General features: G+C 70.5%; 16 protein-coding genes. 11 read left to right on the forward strand and 5 right to left on the reverse strand.

What is annotated here, in order from left to right:
• The first annotated feature begins 64 nt into the window (after nt 1-64).
• Both hutI and hutH read left to right on the forward strand, forming a co-directional pair.
• A complete protein-coding gene (hutI, locus tag IF12_RS0109930; protein WP_030157507.1) occupies nt 65-1,297 on the forward strand; it encodes an imidazolonepropionase in 1,233 nt (410 codons plus the stop codon).
• Between the two features lie 9 nt (nt 1,298-1,306).
• A complete protein-coding gene (hutH, locus tag IF12_RS0109935) occupies nt 1,307-2,845 on the forward strand; it encodes a histidine ammonia-lyase (protein WP_030157509.1) in 1,539 nt (512 codons plus the stop codon).
• Between the two features lie 250 nt (nt 2,846-3,095).
• Here hutH and IF12_RS0109940 read toward each other — a convergent pair whose 3' ends face one another.
• Nucleotides 3,096-3,782 (reverse strand): IclR family transcriptional regulator, encoded by a 687-nt coding sequence (locus IF12_RS0109940; RefSeq protein WP_030157516.1) that lies wholly within the window; start codon nt 3,780-3,782, stop codon nt 3,096-3,098.
• 67 nt (nt 3,783-3,849) lie between these two features.
• Here IF12_RS0109940 and leuC point away from each other — a divergent pair, with 67 nt between their 5' ends.
• From leuC to IF12_RS0109955, 3 genes are all read left to right on the forward strand, one after another.
• Entirely contained in the window at nt 3,850-5,277 is a 1,428-nt protein-coding gene (gene leuC / locus IF12_RS0109945) for a 3-isopropylmalate dehydratase large subunit (protein ID WP_030157519.1), read from the forward strand.
• A gap of 15 nt (nt 5,278-5,292) precedes the next feature.
• Entirely contained in the window at nt 5,293-5,892 is a 600-nt protein-coding gene (gene leuD, locus IF12_RS0109950) for a 3-isopropylmalate dehydratase small subunit (protein ID WP_030157521.1), read from the forward strand.
• 207 nt (nt 5,893-6,099) lie between these two features.
• Nucleotides 6,100-6,693 carry an HU family DNA-binding protein gene (locus IF12_RS0109955; RefSeq protein ID WP_197034673.1) on the forward strand — a complete coding sequence of 198 codons (594 nt, stop codon included), beginning with the start codon at nt 6,100-6,102 and terminating at the stop codon, nt 6,691-6,693.
• Between the two features lie 143 nt (nt 6,694-6,836).
• Here the strand turns inward: IF12_RS0109955 and IF12_RS0109960 are convergent, their stop codons facing one another.
• The 4 genes from IF12_RS0109960 to IF12_RS0109975 form a co-directional block, all read right to left on the reverse strand.
• Nucleotides 6,837-8,117, reverse strand: coding sequence for a D-arabinono-1,4-lactone oxidase (locus IF12_RS0109960; RefSeq protein ID WP_030157525.1), 1,281 nt, complete (start codon nt 8,115-8,117; stop codon nt 6,837-6,839).
• 207 nt (nt 8,118-8,324) lie between these two features.
• Nucleotides 8,325-9,209, reverse strand: a complete 885-nt coding sequence (locus tag IF12_RS0109965) for an NUDIX domain-containing protein (protein ID WP_030157527.1) — start codon at nt 9,207-9,209, stop codon at nt 8,325-8,327.
• Nucleotides 9,210-9,397: 188 nt separating this feature from the next.
• Entirely contained in the window at nt 9,398-9,607 is a 210-nt protein-coding gene (locus tag IF12_RS0109970) for a cold-shock protein (protein WP_030157529.1), read from the reverse strand.
• Between the two features lie 48 nt (nt 9,608-9,655).
• Nucleotides 9,656-9,883: a hypothetical protein gene (locus IF12_RS0109975; protein ID WP_030157531.1), complete on the reverse strand. Its 228-nt coding sequence runs from the start codon at nt 9,881-9,883 to the stop codon at nt 9,656-9,658.
• Nucleotides 9,884-10,284: 401 nt separating this feature from the next.
• On the opposite strand from IF12_RS0109975, the gene IF12_RS0109980 reads away from it, so the two are divergent.
• The 6 genes from IF12_RS0109980 (at nt 10,285) to rpmJ (ending at nt 14,704) form a co-directional block, all read left to right on the forward strand.
• Nucleotides 10,285-11,148, forward strand: a complete 864-nt coding sequence (locus IF12_RS0109980) for a 1-acyl-sn-glycerol-3-phosphate acyltransferase (RefSeq protein ID WP_197034674.1) — start codon at nt 10,285-10,287, stop codon at nt 11,146-11,148.
• Between the two features lie 11 nt (nt 11,149-11,159).
• Nucleotides 11,160-12,164, forward strand: a complete 1,005-nt coding sequence (locus IF12_RS0109985) for an NAD(P)H-dependent glycerol-3-phosphate dehydrogenase (RefSeq protein ID WP_030157535.1) — start codon at nt 11,160-11,162, stop codon at nt 12,162-12,164.
• The gene (locus IF12_RS0109990) at nt 12,157-13,218 is read left to right on the forward strand and encodes a D-alanine--D-alanine ligase family protein (RefSeq protein WP_035748745.1); all 1,062 of its coding nucleotides are present in this window, start codon (nt 12,157-12,159) and stop codon (nt 13,216-13,218) included. The genes IF12_RS0109985 and IF12_RS0109990 overlap by 8 nt, the downstream gene beginning before the upstream one ends.
• 183 nt (nt 13,219-13,401) lie before the next feature.
• Entirely contained in the window at nt 13,402-14,007 is a 606-nt protein-coding gene (gene rpsD / locus IF12_RS0109995) for a 30S ribosomal protein S4 (protein WP_081913452.1), read from the forward strand.
• Nucleotides 14,008-14,338: 331 nt separating this feature from the next.
• A complete protein-coding gene (infA, locus tag IF12_RS0110000; RefSeq protein WP_026929479.1) occupies nt 14,339-14,560 on the forward strand; it encodes a translation initiation factor IF-1 in 222 nt (73 codons plus the stop codon).
• A gap of 27 nt (nt 14,561-14,587) precedes the next feature.
• Nucleotides 14,588-14,704 carry a 50S ribosomal protein L36 gene (rpmJ, locus tag IF12_RS24885; protein ID WP_081913453.1) on the forward strand — a complete coding sequence of 39 codons (117 nt, stop codon included), beginning with the start codon at nt 14,588-14,590 and terminating at the stop codon, nt 14,702-14,704.
• The last annotated feature ends 128 nt before the right edge of the window (nt 14,705-14,832 follow it).

Below are 14,832 nucleotides of genomic sequence, written 5' to 3' on the forward strand. Positions count from 1 at the left end.
GGGCTGCGGCGCTGGCGTACACGGCGCAGCCGCGCCGAGCGGCGCGAATGGAAGGGCGGCCGCGATGAGTCTCCTGGTGGATCGCATCGGCGAACTCTTCACCGCCGTGGACGAAAGTGCGGACGGCGGCGGTGCTGAAGCCGGCACCGCCGCGCCGCGCTCGGTCGCCGCGCGAGGCGTGCCCGAGCGCGCAGGCGCCCACGCCGGAATCCTCCGCGATGCGGCGATCGTCATCGACGGCGACCGCATCGCGTGGATCGGGCCGAGTTCCCAAGCACCCGAAGCGGATCAGCGACTTGACGCTTCGGACAAGGCCGTCATCCCAGGCTTCGTCGACAGCCACGCCCACCTCGTGTTCGCCGGGGACCGCTCCGCCGAGTTCGCCGCCCGCATGAGCGGCGAGCCGTACACCGGCGGCGGCATCCGCACCACCGTCGCCGCCACCCGCGCCGCCGGCGACGAGGAGCTGCGCGCCACGGCCGCGCGCCTCACCGCCGAGATGCTCCGCCAGGGAACGACCACAGTGGAGATCAAATCCGGTTACGGGCTCAACGTCGCCGACGAGGCCCGTTCCTTGCGCATCGCCGGCGAGTTCACGACCGAGACCACCTACCTCGGCGCGCACACCGTCCCTACCGGCGCTAAGCCTGATGAATACACCGCGCTCGTCTGCGGGCCCATGCTCGACGCGTGCGCGCCGTACGCCCGATGGGTCGACGTGTTCTGCGAGCGGGGCGCCTTCGACGGCGACCAGGCCCGCGCGGTCCTCACCGCCGGGGCGAAGGCGGGGCTCGCCCTGCGCGTGCACGCCAACCAGCTCACCGCCGGTCCCGGCGTGCGCCTCGCCGTCGAACTCGGCGCGGCCTCGGCCGACCACTGCACCCACCTCGCCGACGCCGATGTCGACGCCCTCGCAACCGGGTCCACAGTGGCCACCCTGCTTCCCGGCGCGGAGTTCTCCACCCGCTCGCCCTACCCGGACGCGCGGCGCCTCATCGACGCCGGCGCCACCGTCGCGCTCGCGACCGACTGCAACCCCGGCTCGTCGTACACCAGCAGCATGGCCTTCTGCATCGCGCTCGCCGTGCGCGAGATGGGCATGACCCCCGCCGAAGCGCTCACCGCCGCCACCGCCGGCGGCGCGGCCGCCCTGCGGCGCGGCGACATCGGCCGCATCGCGGTCGGCGCGCGCGCCGACCTGGCCGTGCTCGACGCCCCCTCGCACGTCCACCTGGCCTACCGGCCCGGGACGCCCCTGATCGAGACCGTCGTACGCGGCGGCGCCGTGGTGAGTTGAGGAGCAACGATGTCCACAGTCAACGTCAAACCGGTTCCGGTCACCCCCGCCGAGGTGATCGCGGTGGCCCGCGACCGCGCCCGGGTCGCGATCGATCCCGCCACTCGCGAGGCGATGGCCCGCAGCCGCGCCTTCATCGACGACATCGAGCGCGAAGGCCGCCCGGTGTACGGGGTCTCGACCGGGTTCGGCGCGCTCGCCAACACCTTCGTCGCCCCTGAGCGGCGCGCCGAACTCCAGCACGCGCTCATCCGCTCGCACGCGGCCGGGGTCGGCGACCCGATGCCGCGGGAGGTGGTGCGGGCGATGATGCTGCTGCGGCTGCGCTCGCTCGCGATGGGCCGCTCCGGCGTCCGCCCGGAGGTCGCGGACGCTCTGGCGGCGCTGCTCAACGCGGACGTCACCCCTTGGGTCCCGCGCCACGGCTCTCTCGGCGCCTCAGGCGACCTGGCCCCGCTCGCGCACTGCGCGATGGTCCTGCTCGGGGAGGGCTGGGTCCTCGCCGAGGACGGCTCGCGCGCCGAGGCCGCGCCCGTGCTCGAAAGCGCCGGCCTCGCGCCGATCGCGTTGTCGTCCAAGGAGGGCCTGGCGCTCATCAACGGCACCGACGGGATGCTCGGGATGCTCCTGCTCGCCGTCGCCGACCTGCGGCACCTGCTGGTGATGGCCGACGTGTGCGCGGCGCTGTCCAACGAGGCGATGCTCGGTTCGGACCGGCCCTTCCAGCCCGAGCTGCACGAGATCCGGCCGCAGCCGGGCCAGGCGGCGAGCGCCGCGAACATCCACCGGCTGCTCCAGGACTCCGAGGTCATGGACTCGCACCGCAACGACCTCGCGCACGCGGTGCAGGACGCGTACTCGATGCGGTGCGCCCCGCAGGTGGCGGGCGCGGCGAGGGACGTGCTCGGGTACGCCGAGACCGTGGCCGCGCAGGAACTCCTGTCGGTGGTCGACAACCCGGTGGTCCTGCCGGACGGGCGGGTCGAGTCGACGGGGAACTTCCACGGTGCGCCGCTCGGCTACGCGGCGGACTTCCTCGCGATCGCGGCGGCCGACGTCGGCTCGATCGCCGAGCGCCGGGTGGACCGCCTGCTCGACGTGACCCGCAACCGGGGTCTGCCGGCGTTCCTCAGTCCGGACCCGGGCGTCAACTCGGGGTTGATGATCGCCCAGTACACGGCCGCGGGGATCGTGGCGGAGAACCGCAGGCTCGCGGCCCCGGCGTCGGTGGACTCGGTGCCGACCTCGGGGATGCAGGAGGACCACGTGTCGATGGGCTGGGCGGCGGGCTGCAAGCTCCGCACGGTCCTCGACAACCTCGGCACGCTGCTGGCGGTGGAACTCCTCGCGGGCGTGCAGGGCCTCCAGTTGCGGCAACCGCTCATCCCGAGCCCGGCCGCGCGCGCCGCGATCGCGGCGGTGGCCCCGATAGCGGGCAAGCCCGGCCCGGACCAGTTCCTCGCCCCGGTCATCGAACAGGTCAAGCACCTCATCGAAGGCCCGAGCCTCCGATCCGACATCGAGAGCGCGGTCGGCCCGCTCATGTGATCCGCTTCGAAGCTCGTTCGAGCGCAGGCGGGGCGCGGCGGTTCCGGACGACGCCGCGGCACCCCGCCCGGTTCGGTCGAACGGATCGAGCAGGCGCGCGCCCGTCCGCCGGAAGTTTTTGACGTTGCGCCCCGGCGCGGCCGCGCGAGCCGGAACTCCCCGATCGTCATGACGCTCAGGCGGGTGCTCCGCATCGCAGACATGGAAGCGGCCCGACGGGATGGTCCGTCGGGCCGGGTGTCGTTCGGGGTTACAGGCCGGAGAGTTTCTGGCCCGCTCGGATCACGGCCATGCCGAGCCGGTCTCCCGGGCGCCTTCCCAGGCGCTCTATGGGACCGGACACCGATATCGCGGCGACCACGCGGCCGGTCTTGTCCCGCACCGGGGCCGAGACGCTGACCACGCCGGGCTCGCGCTCGGCGACCGACTGCGCGAAGCCGCGTCTGCGGACCTCGGCCAGCGTCTTGGACGAGAAGCGGCACTTGGGCAATAGTGGAAGTATGCCTTCGGGCGGCTCCCAGGCGAGCAGCACCTGGGCGCCGGAACCGGCCGTCATCGGCAGGGCGGCGCCGACCGGGACCGTGTCGCGAAGACCTGACGCGCGTTCGGCGGCGGCGACGCACACGCGTTCATCGGCTCGCCTGCGGTACAACTGCGTCGACTCGCCGGTCTGGTCCCGCAGGAGGTTGAGGACCGGTTCGGCGGCGCTGAGGAGTACGTCGGCGGTGGACCCGGCGAGTTCGCCGAGTTTGGGGCCGGGACGCCATCGCCCTTCGTGGTCGCGTTGCAGCATCTCGTGGGCTTCGAGCGCTTGCGCGAGCCGGTGGGCCGTGGCCCGGGGCAATCCCGTCTCGTGCACGAGTTCAGCCAGGCTGGCGCCATTGGTGCAAGCCGTGAGGATGAGCACCGCCTTGTCAAGGACGCCGACTCCGCTGATAGTATTCGTTCTCACGAGCTGAACACTACCTCCCATATTTCGAGAAGTCCAACGACTGGGAACAGAGATGTCACGTACACCACAAGAAGCTGAGGAAACGCGACCGCGCACCCTCGCCGAAAAGGTCTGGGACGCCCACGTGGTACGCACGGGCGGCCAGCAGCCGGACCTGCTCTACATCGACCTCCACCTCCTCCACGAGGTGACCAGCCCCCAGGCCTTCGACGGCCTGCGGCAGGCCGGGCGCAAGGTCCGCCGGACCGATCTGACCATCGCGACCGAGGACCACAACACGCCCACCGACAACCTCTTCACCATCGCGGACCCGACCAGCCGCAAGCAGATCGAGACCCTCCGCGCCAACTGCGAGGAGTTCGGCGTCCGCATCCACTCCCTCGGCGACGCCGAGCAGGGCGTGGTCCACGTCGTGGGACCCCAGCTGGGACTCACCCAGCCGGGCATGACCGTCGTCTGCGGCGACTCCCACACCTCCACGCACGGCGCGTTCGGCTCGATCGCGTTCGGCATCGGCACCAGCGAGGTCGAGCACGTGCTCGCCACGCAGACCCTGCCGCAGGCGAAGCCGAAGTACATGGCCGTCACCGTCAACGGCTCCCTGCCCGAAGGCGTGTCCGCCAAGGACCTCATCCTCAAGATCATCTCCATCACCGGCACCGGCGGCGGCAAGGGCCACATCGTCGAGTACCGCGGCCAGGCCATCGAGGAGCTCTCGATGGAAGGGCGCATGACGGTGTGCAACATGTCGATCGAGTGGGGCGCCAAGGCCGGCCTCATCGCGCCCGACCAGGCCACCTTCGACTACGTCCAGGGCCGCGCGCACGCGCCCCAGGGCGAGGACTGGGACGCCGCCGTCGAGTACTGGCGCGGCCTCAAGACCGACGAGGGCGCCGTCTTCGACAAGGAGATCGTCATCGACGCGGCCTCCCTGAGCCCGTTCGTCACCTGGGGCACCAACCCCGGCCAGGGCATCGAGCTCTCCGGCGCCGTCCCCGCCCCCGAGGACTTCGAGGACCCGGTCGAGCGCACCACCGCCGCGAACGCCCTGACCTACATGGGCCTCGAAGCGGGCACGCCGATGCGCCAGATCGGCGTCGACGTGGTCTTCCTCGGCTCGTGCACCAACGGCCGCATCGAGGACCTGCGCACCGCCGCCGAGGTCATCAAGGGCCGCAAGGTCGCCGACGGCGTCAACATGATGGTCGTCCCCGGCTCGGCGAAGGTCCGCGAGCAGGCGATCGCCGAAGGCCTCGACCGGGTCTTCATCGACGCCGGCGCCGACTGGCGCTTCGCGGGCTGTTCGATGTGCCTGGGCATGAACCCCGACCAGCTCACGCCCGGCCAGCGGGCCGCCTCCACCTCGAACCGCAACTTCGAGGGCCGCCAAGGCAAGGGCGGGCGCACGCACCTGGTCAGCCCGGCCGTCGCCGCGGCCACCGCCGTCACCGGACGCCTCGCCAGCCCGGCGGACCTGTAAGGAAGGCCAAGGAACATGGACAAGTTCACGACCCACACCGGGACCGCCGCGCCGCTGCGCCGCTCGAACGTCGACACCGACCAGATCATCCCGGCCGTCTACCTCAAGCGCGTCACCAAGACCGGCTTCGAGGACGGGCTGTTCGCCGAATGGCGCGAGGACGAGAAGTTCCTGCTCAACCAGCCCGAGTACCGCGACGCCACGATCCTGGTCACCGGCACCGAGTTCGGCACCGGCTCCTCTCGCGAGCACGCCGTCTGGGCCCTGAAGGACTACGGGTTCAAGGCCGTCATCGCACCGCGATTCGGCGACATCTTCCGCGGCAACTCGCTCAAGAACGGTCTGTTGACTGTGGAGCTGCCCGAGGCGGCCGTCGAGGAGCTGTGGCTCCTCGCCGAGGTCCGCCCCGACGCGGAGGTCACCGTGGACCTCGTCGCCTGCGAAGTCCGTGCGGGGGACCGCACCTGGGGCTTCGAGTTCGACGAGTTCCTGCGCTGGCGGATGATGGAGGGCCTCGACGACGTGGCGCTGACCCTGCGCGACGAGGACAAGATCGCGGCCTTCGAATCGAACCGGGATGCTTGGCGGCCTAGGACTCTCCCCGCGGCGGTCTAGCGTCCGCATTCCGATCCAGTTAGCCCTCACGTACGGAGCCGGTGGCGTCGCCACCGGCTCCAGGCGTGTTCGGGTCCCTCCCAACGGGGTTGCGAGCGTCGATTTCGGGCACCCGAATAAAAATTCCCTGCGACACAACGGGTCTATTTTCGCGGAAACAGTTGCGTTCGCTTTCGAAACGTCATAACGTGCGCTTAACAAGCTGGTATGGCTCCAGAACTTATCGGGAGGGTAGGACTCGTGAACAAGGCAGAGTTCGTTGATCGGATCGCCGCTCGCACTGGCGACCGGACCGCTGCGAAAGAAGTCGTCGATGTGGCGATCGACGAGATACAGCGCGCGGTGGTGAAAGGGGAGAAAGTCTCCTTCGCCGGTTTCGGCGTCTTCGAGAAGCGCCAACGCGCCGCTCGCATGGCGCGCAACCCGCGCACCGGAGAAGCGGTGAAGGTCAAGAAGACCGTGGTCCCGGCGTTCCGACCCGGCACGGGCTTCAAGGAGCTCGTCACCGGCAAGCGCAAGGCCGCGAAGTCGGCTTCGGCCGCCAAGAAGGCCGCGGCCGCGAAGAAGACGGCGGCCAAGAAGACCACTGCGAAGAAGTCGGCCGCCAAGAAGACCACGCGCGCCGCCTCCACCGGCAGCCGCTCGGTCGCCACAGGTCGCGTGGCGGCCAAGAAGAGCACGGCGAAGAAGACCACGGCCAAGAAGACGGCCGCGGCGAAGAAGGCCGTGCGCAAGACCACGGCGAAGCCGGCCGCGAAGAAGACGGCGGCGAAGAAGACCACGAAGCGCGGACGCAGCTGATGCCGTGCCCCGAACGGTTCGGGGCACGGTGGAGCACCCGTCCGACACGCACGGGGAGAGGGCATTCAGGGGCCGCCTGAATGCCCTCGTTGCATTCCCGGGAAGGCTCGGCCGGGCCGCCGCCGAAGCGCCGGCGCCGATGCCTAAAGCGCCGCGCCGCCGAAGACGGCTGAGGAGAAGCGATTGGCGAACTTCCCCTCTGGATCGACGCGTTCGCGTAGTTTCTCGAAGTCGCCCATTCGCGGATAACGCGAACGGACTTCGCCAATCGGCATTGAAAACAATTTGCCCCAATGCGGCCTTGCGTCGAACGGCGCCAGTGTCTCCTCAAGCGCGAGCATGACCGGTCGCACCGCCGCGAAGTCGCTCACCCAAGTGAAATGCAGCCCCACCGTGTCGCGCCCGTATGACGGGGAGAGCCACAGTTCGTCCGCCGCCATGGTGCGGATCTCGCTGATCTGCGTGACCGGGCCGAGCCGCTCGCCGATGGACGCGAGCGCCGCGATGGCCGCCGGAGCGTCGGCGCGGTCGATCAGGTACTCCGACTGGAGCTCGTCGCCGGCGCTCGGAGTGAACTCGGCCTTGAAGTGCGCCAGGCGCTCGTTCCAAGGGCCCGTCTGGCCCTGCTGGACCGTGCACGCGGCCGGGTCCATGCCCGGCACGGGGTGGCGCGGCCCGTCGGCCAGCGGCGCCCCGTACCAGTTCGCCTGCGGGAACGGGTGGGTCTGGTCGGCGGTGCGCTGCTTGACCCAGAACTGGAAGGCCGGATCGGCGCCCCACGGCGTGAACAGGCTCGTGGAGTAGGCCGCCGAGGTGAGCTCGTCGAAGTGCGCCGTGACCGCTTCCAAGCCCAGGCCGTCGTAGACGTACTGGCGCATCTCGAAGCCCGCCACCAGGTCCAGGGTTACCGCGTGGACGACGCCCAAGGACCCCAGGTGGACCACCGAGCCGGGGAAGTCCTCGTCGCCGCGGGCGACGGTCCGCAGTTCGCCGTCGGGGCCGATGAACTCGATCGCGGCGACGGCCGTGGCGAGGTTCCCGTTGGCGTTCCCCGAGCCGTGCGTGCCGGTCGCGATCGACCCGGCGACCGAGATGTGCGGCAGCGACGCCATGTTGTGGAGGCCGAAGCCGGCCCGGTGCACCGCCGCGCCCAAGGCCGCGTAGGTGAGCCAGCCGGAGGCGCGCACGGTCCCGTTGAGCGCGTCGATCTGGGCCTCGGGCTGGATGCCGGTGAGCGAGAGCATGACCGCATCGGTGGCCGCGATCGTGTTGAACGAGTGGCCCGAGCCGAGCACCCGCAGGCTCGGGGCGGCGGCCACGACGGCCCGCGCCTCGTCGAGCGTGGCGGGCTGCTCGAAGCGGCTGGGGGAGAAGCGGATGTTCCCGGCCCAGTTGTGAAGGTCGGTGGGGGCGCGGTCCGGCACTGGTGCCTACCTCCTTGTACGCGCACGACGGCGCTCGAATCCGATGGCGGACGCAACACTAGCGCGCGAAAGCGTGTTCAGAGGGTCGGACGGCCCCGCACGCTGCGAAGGGCCCGATCCGCGCCGCCTCGATCACCGCGGGCGCCGCGGGTCTCGCGGCCGCGAGACCGCGCTCCGCCATCGCTCACGCCGAATCGCCGACCGATCTCAGAGCCGTTCGACGCCCACGAGCTTCTGGCCCGACAGCGACAGCACCCACGCCTCACCGGGACGCGTCGACACGTCCGGGGTCTCCAGCCCGTCCTCGTCGGCCAGGATCGCCACCGTGTCGCAGATGACCTCGGGCTCGGCGCAGACGATCGCCGCACCGCCGCCCCCAGCCAGCTCGCGCACCTGCGCGCTGGAGCGCACCGGATTGCGTTCGTGCGCCTCGGCGTCGAACGCCGAGTCCCCGGTGACCCCGCACCGCACCGCCTGCGCGATCGGCTCCACCGTCTGCACGCTCGCCCGCCCCGTGGCGCTGTAGGCCCGGTCCGGCTGGTACAGCGAGGCCAAGGCCGCCAACCGCACCGCCTGGTCCTGCCCGCGCGCGCTCAGCGGCCGCGTCACCTCGGGCCCGCCCCAGGACCGCTCGACCTCCGCCGGAGCGACCAGCAGCACCGTCGCCGTCACCGCCGGCAGCGCGGCGAACGTCTTGAGCACCTCCTGGTCCCGCGGGCGCGTCAGCGCCTCCCGGGCCTCGGCCAGCGTCAGCCACCGCCGCGCGCCGATCTCGTCGTCCGCCGTGAACGCCGCGTCGGGCTTCTCGGTGCGCATCGACCAGTAGTCGACGTACTTGAACACGTCCCCGGCCGGGTTCGACAGGACGTACGAGGGCCGGCACAGCCACATCTGCGGGATGACCGGGATGCCGGTCTCCTCCTCGACCTCGCGGCACGCCGCGGTGAGCGCGTGCTCGCCGGGGTCGAGCTTGCCCTTGGGCAGCGACCAGTTCCCCACCAGGGGCCGCCACACCGCGACCAGTTCGATCAGTCCGCGTTCGCCGTTGCGCCACAACAGGCCGCCCGCCGCGGCCACCCGCCGCCCACTCACGACCGCGCCCCGTTCACGACAGTGCCTCGTTCCACGACAGCGCTCCGTTCAAGACCCGTCCCGCCCACGCCTCATACGGTACTGTGGCGCACCCAATAGCGGGAACCGCGCCACTCGTGCGAAGGACTCCGATGCGGTGGCGGGAAACCCCATTCCGGTCCGAACCGCGACGAAACCCCCGCGGCCGCTTAGGAGTGCATCGTGAGGATGCGGACGGCGACCACCTTTCCCCCGGCGTCGCAGTCGAATGCGACCCGCTGCCCCGGGCGCAGGAAGCGCAGCCCGGAGACGTCGAAGGCCGCCGCGTCGAAGGCGACGCGGCGGCCCGCATTGTCAGTGCCGTCGAGGACGATCTCGCCGGAGCGGTCCTCGTTGAATGTCGCGACGGTGCCCTGCATGGTCCCAGCTTGGACCAAGACCGGCCCGAACGCCAGGGGGACGGGCCGTCAGCGGCGGATCTCGGGGCGGTTGCCGCCGCCCAGCGCCTTCTTGGCCTTGACCCCGAGCCAGATCAGGCCGCCGACGACGCCGACGAACACCGCGAGGCCGAAGGCGAAGGAAAGCACGCCGCTGATCGCGCCGAGGGCGAACTGGACCACGTTCACGACGATGATGAGGGCCAGGACCGCCCCGCCGAACAGGGCCGCGAGCCAGCCGAAGAGACGCCAGTTCATGTCACTCACTCCGAGTCGGGTCGAAAGTTCGAGCCGACACTCCGTCGGCGCGTTAGATGTCATTGTGACTCTATGATGACATCATAGTGGAAGGGGCGCAACCCTCGGGCGCCGCGGGCCGCCGGTCGGGGCTCGCCGCGCGCGCGGCGTGTACCTGGGAGTTCACTTGGCGTATCGCCTCACCGGCGCCGATGGGTCGAACCCCACCTCCGGCTTCCCGTCGCGGGCGCGGCCCGGGCCGGGCGTTAGAGTGCAATGCACTGACGATCCGTACACAACGGCACGGGCCGAGCCGACGGACGGCTCGCGCGCGTCGCAGAACAGGGCCGGCCCACGGCCCGCAGGCGCGCCGGGACCGCCCCGCGGCCCCGGACGGCCCCGCCGAGAAAGAGAGTCATCAGGTGACCGAGCCGACGCCCGTGGCGCAGTACACCGGCCGCCGCCGCGGTGGCGAACCCATGTCCCCGTTCATCCACGTCTGCGGCAACCTCGCGAAAGGCGTGATCCTCGCGCTCTCCAAACGCGACTGGGGCGGCATGGAGCACATCCCGCTCTCCGGCCCGGTGATCCTGGTGTGGAACCACTACTCGGACATCGACCCGCTCGTGGTCGTCCACTACGTGCTCAACGCCGGACGCCACCCCCGCTTCCTCCTCAAGGAGTCGCTCGTCAAGATCCCCGTGCTGGGCCCGATCATCAAGTCCACCGGGCAGATCCCGGTCAAGCGCGGCAGCGCCGACGCCGCCGACGCCCTCCGGGTGATGTCCGAGCAGCTCGAACAGGGCCGCACCGTCGTCATGTCCCCCGAGGGCACGGTCACCAAGGAGCCCGACCACTGGCCCATGCGCGGCAAGACCGGCGTGGCCCGCCTCGCCCTGGAGACCGGGGCCCCCGTCGTGCCCATCGTCCAATGGGGAGCGCTCGGCATCCACGACCGCCGCCGCAGCCCCAAGTTCAAGCTCGGCCGCAAACCTGTGACCGTCAGGGCCCTCCCGGCCGTGGACCTCTCCGAATGGCGCGGAGGGGAGGCCACCCGCGCGGACCTCATCGCCGCGACCGACCGCATCATGGAGACCCTGCGCGACGGCCTCGCCCAGATCCGCGGCGAGGAGCCGCCGCCGGGCCTGTTCGACCTCCGCAAGCAGCGCGCCGAGACGCCGGACGGCACCGCCTCGGACAGCGTTGCCTCGGACGGCACTGCCTCTGACAGCGCCCCGCGCCCCGCCGACCAGGACCGCCGCGAAGAAAGCGAGCCGAGCGAGTGAGAGCAGCCGTCATGGGGGCCGGTTCCTGGGGGACCGTGTTCGCCAAGATCCTCGCCGACGCCGGGACGCCCACCGTCCTGTGGGCCCGGCGGGCGTCGGTGGCCGAGGCCGTCAACGACCGCCACCGCAACCCCGACTACTTCCCCGACATCGAGCTGCCCGCGCTCGTCTCGGCCACCGCCGACGCCGCCGAGGCCCTGCGCGGGGCCGACCTCGTGGTCCTGTCGGTCCCCAGCCAGACCCTGCGCGGCAACCTCGCCGACTGGTCCGGGCGCCTGGAGCCCACCGCGACCCTCCTGAGCCTCATGAAGGGCATCGAACTGGGCACCACCGAGCGCATGACCGAGGTCATCGCGAGCGCCACCGGCGCGCCCCAGTCGCGCATCGCGGTCCTGTCGGGCCCCAACCTCGCCCGCGAGATCGCCGAGGAGCAGCCCACCGCCTCGGTCGTCGCGTGCATCGACCACGGCCGGGCCGTGGACGTCCAGAAGGCCGTCACCACCGCCTACTTCCGCCCGTACACGAACACCGACGTGGTCGGCTGCGAACTCGGCGGCGCGGTCAAGAACGTCATCGCCCTCGCCTACGGCATGGCCGCCGGGATGGGCATGGGCGACAACACCAAGGCCACCATCATCACCCGCGGCCTGGCCGAGACCACCCGCCTGGGGCTGCGCCTGGGCGCCGACCCGACCACCTTCGCCGGCCTCGCCGGCCTCGGCGACCTGGTCGCCACCTGCTCCTCACCCCTGTCGCGCAACCACACCTTCGGCGAGCAGCTGGGCCTGGGCGCGACCCTCGAAGAGGCCGCCCGGGTCACCAGGCAGACCGCCGAGGGCGTCAAGAGCTGCCGGTCGATCACCGACCTCGCCCGCAAGGTCGGCGTCGAGATGCCCATCTGCGACGCCGTCGAGCGGGTCTGCCACGAAGGACTCGACCCCAGAGCCGCGGTCGCCGAACTCATGGGGCGCGAGACCAAACCAGAAACCGACAGTTTGAGGTCCGAGAATGATTAAACCGACCGTCGCCGTGTTCTTCGGCGGGCGCAGCGTGGAGCAGCCCGTCTCGTGCGCGTCCGGTTCCGGTGTCGCCAAAGCACTCCGCGAGCGCGGGTACGAGGTCGCCACCATCGGCATCACGCGCTCGGGCGAGTGGGTGGAGCTCGACCCGGACGCCGCGTTCGCCATCGAGTCCGCCGAGGCCCTGCCCGAGATCACCGCCGAGGCCGGCAAGGCCGTCGCCGTGGACCTCGGCCCGGGCGCGCGACCGATCGCCGACGTCCTCTTCCCGGTCCTCCACGGCCCCTTCGGCGAGGACGGCACCATCCAGGGCCTGTTCGAGATGGCCGGGACCCCGTACGTGGGCTCGGGCGTGCTCTCCAGCTCCCTGTGCATGGACAAGGAGTTCTCGAAGCGCCTCCTCGCCGCCGAGCTCGTCCCGCAGGGCGCGTTCGCGGTCCTCAAGCCCGGCGAGGAGCTCGACACCGAGGCCGTCATCGCGAAGCTCGGCCTGCCGATCTTCGTCAAGCCCGCCCGCGCCGGCTCCAGTCTCGGCATCAGCAAGGTCGACTCCGGCGCCGAACTCGCCGAGGCGGTCGCGAAGGCCCGCCAGGTCGACGACAAGGTCGTCTTCGAGGCGGCGTTCGAGAACGCCCGCGAGATCGAGATGGGCGTCCTGGAGACCCCCGAGGGCGACCTCGAGGTGACCTTCCCGCTCGAGGTGCTCGCCAAGGGCGAGGACGGCTGGTTCGACTTCGAGGCGAAGTACCTCGACAACCCCGAGCCGTTCAACCTGCGCCCCGACTACCCCGAGGGCGTCGCCGAGCAGGCGCAGGCCCTCGCCCGCAAGGTCTTCCGGCTCCTGGACTGCCGCGACCTCGCCCGCGTGGACTGCTTCCTCGGCGAGGACGGCGTGGTCTACCTCAACGAGGTGAACACCATGCCGGGCATGACGCCGATGAGCGGCGTCCCGCAGGCCTTCGCCGCGGCGGGGACCTCCTACGGCGAGCTCGTGGAGCGCCTGGTCACTCTCGCGGCGGCCCGGGTGGGCGACGCGAAGGACGCCGCGTAACCTGGTCGTGAGCTTTGCCCCCCGGTTCGGGAGGCGAAGCGACCGCATCACCGTGTGCGCGCCAGGCCCCGCAGCCATGCGGGTGCAATCCTGAGCGCGCTACACTCACGCGTTTCCGCAGGTCGGAGACGTACTCTGCCTCGGATCTCCTTCGAGGCGACGCATGAATTACTGGAGAGATCATTGCAAGCTAAGGCGAAAGTCAAGCTTTCCCGATCCCTCGGCATCGCTCTGACGCCGAAGGCCGCCAAGTACATGGAGCGCCGTCCCTACCCTCCGGGGCAGCACGGCCGCGGCCGCAAGAAGGAATCGGACTACAAGAACCAGCTCGTCGAGAAGCAGCGTCTGCGCGCGCAGTACAACATCTCTGAGCGCCAGCTGCGCAACGCCTACGCCGAGGCCGTGCGCCGCACCGGCAAGACCGGTGAGAACCTGGTCTCGCTGCTCGAATCCCGCCTGGACGCCTTCGTGCTCCGCGCCGGCTTCGCCCGCACGATCTACCAGGCCCGGCAGTTCGTCAACCACGGCCACTTCACCGTGAACGGCCGCAAGGTCGACATCGCCTCCTACCGGCTCAAGGCCGGCGACTTCGTGCAGGTGCGCAAGAAGTCCCGCGCCACCACGCCGTTCCAGCTCGCCGCCGCCGGCGCGTGGGCGGGCGAGACGACCCCGGCCTACATCGAGTCGCACCTCGAGGGCCTCATCGCCCGCTTCCTGGCGGTGCCCGAGCGCAAGCAGATCCCCGTGATCTGCGACGAGCAGCTCATCGTCGAGTACTACTCGAAGTAAAGCCTGAGCGAGCATCGCCGGATGCCGCCGCCCGCCGGTCCCCGGACCGATCCGCGGCGGCGGCACCCGGCGCCCGCGTCCGCACAGTGCCCTCTGTCACGGTCAACCCCCTGGTAGGCGGTATTGGGACGCGAGTAGACTCGCTCAGTGGTGCAGTGCGCCCCTCGTGGGCGCCATGCGGTCCGAACGTCGCCGATAGGCGCGCCAGGACGCATCCGGCGAAGCGCCGCACCATTCTTACGCCGCCCGAAACCTCGGGTCGGTGTGCCAGTAGCTCCGGCCCGTCGAGGGTGCGGGGTTTTCAGACCGAGGTGTCACGGTAGCGGAGGACATGCCGAAAAAAGACGGTGCCATCGAGATTGAAGGCAAGGTCGTCGAGTCCCTCCCGAACGCAATGTTCCGGGTGGAGCTCACCAACGGCCACAAAGTACTCGCTCACATCAGCGGCAAGATGCGACAGAACTACATCCGAATCCTCCCCGAGGACCGGGTCGTGGTGGAGCTCTCGCCGTACGACCTGTCGCGCGGGCGGATTGTCTACCGTTACCGCTGACCTGACGACTACACGTAAGTAGGACTCGTGAAAGTCAAGCCGAGCGTCAAAGTGATCTGCAAGAACTGCCGCGTGATCCGCAGGCACGGACGAGTGATGGTCATCTGCTCGTCCGACCCGCGACACAAGCAGCGTCAGGGTTAAGCAGACCACATACGCCCAAGTAAGGCCCCAGAAGGGGAAACCGCCGCCAGTGCTCACGCACAACCCTCGGCTCGGAGGCCGAGGCTCGCATCGCCCATCAGGGCAGGGGGATCAGACCCCGACGAGAA

It is taken from the genome of Glycomyces sp. NRRL B-16210, from assembly GCF_000719515.1.
Classification (GTDB): domain Bacteria; phylum Actinomycetota; class Actinomycetes; order Mycobacteriales; family Micromonosporaceae; genus Glycomyces.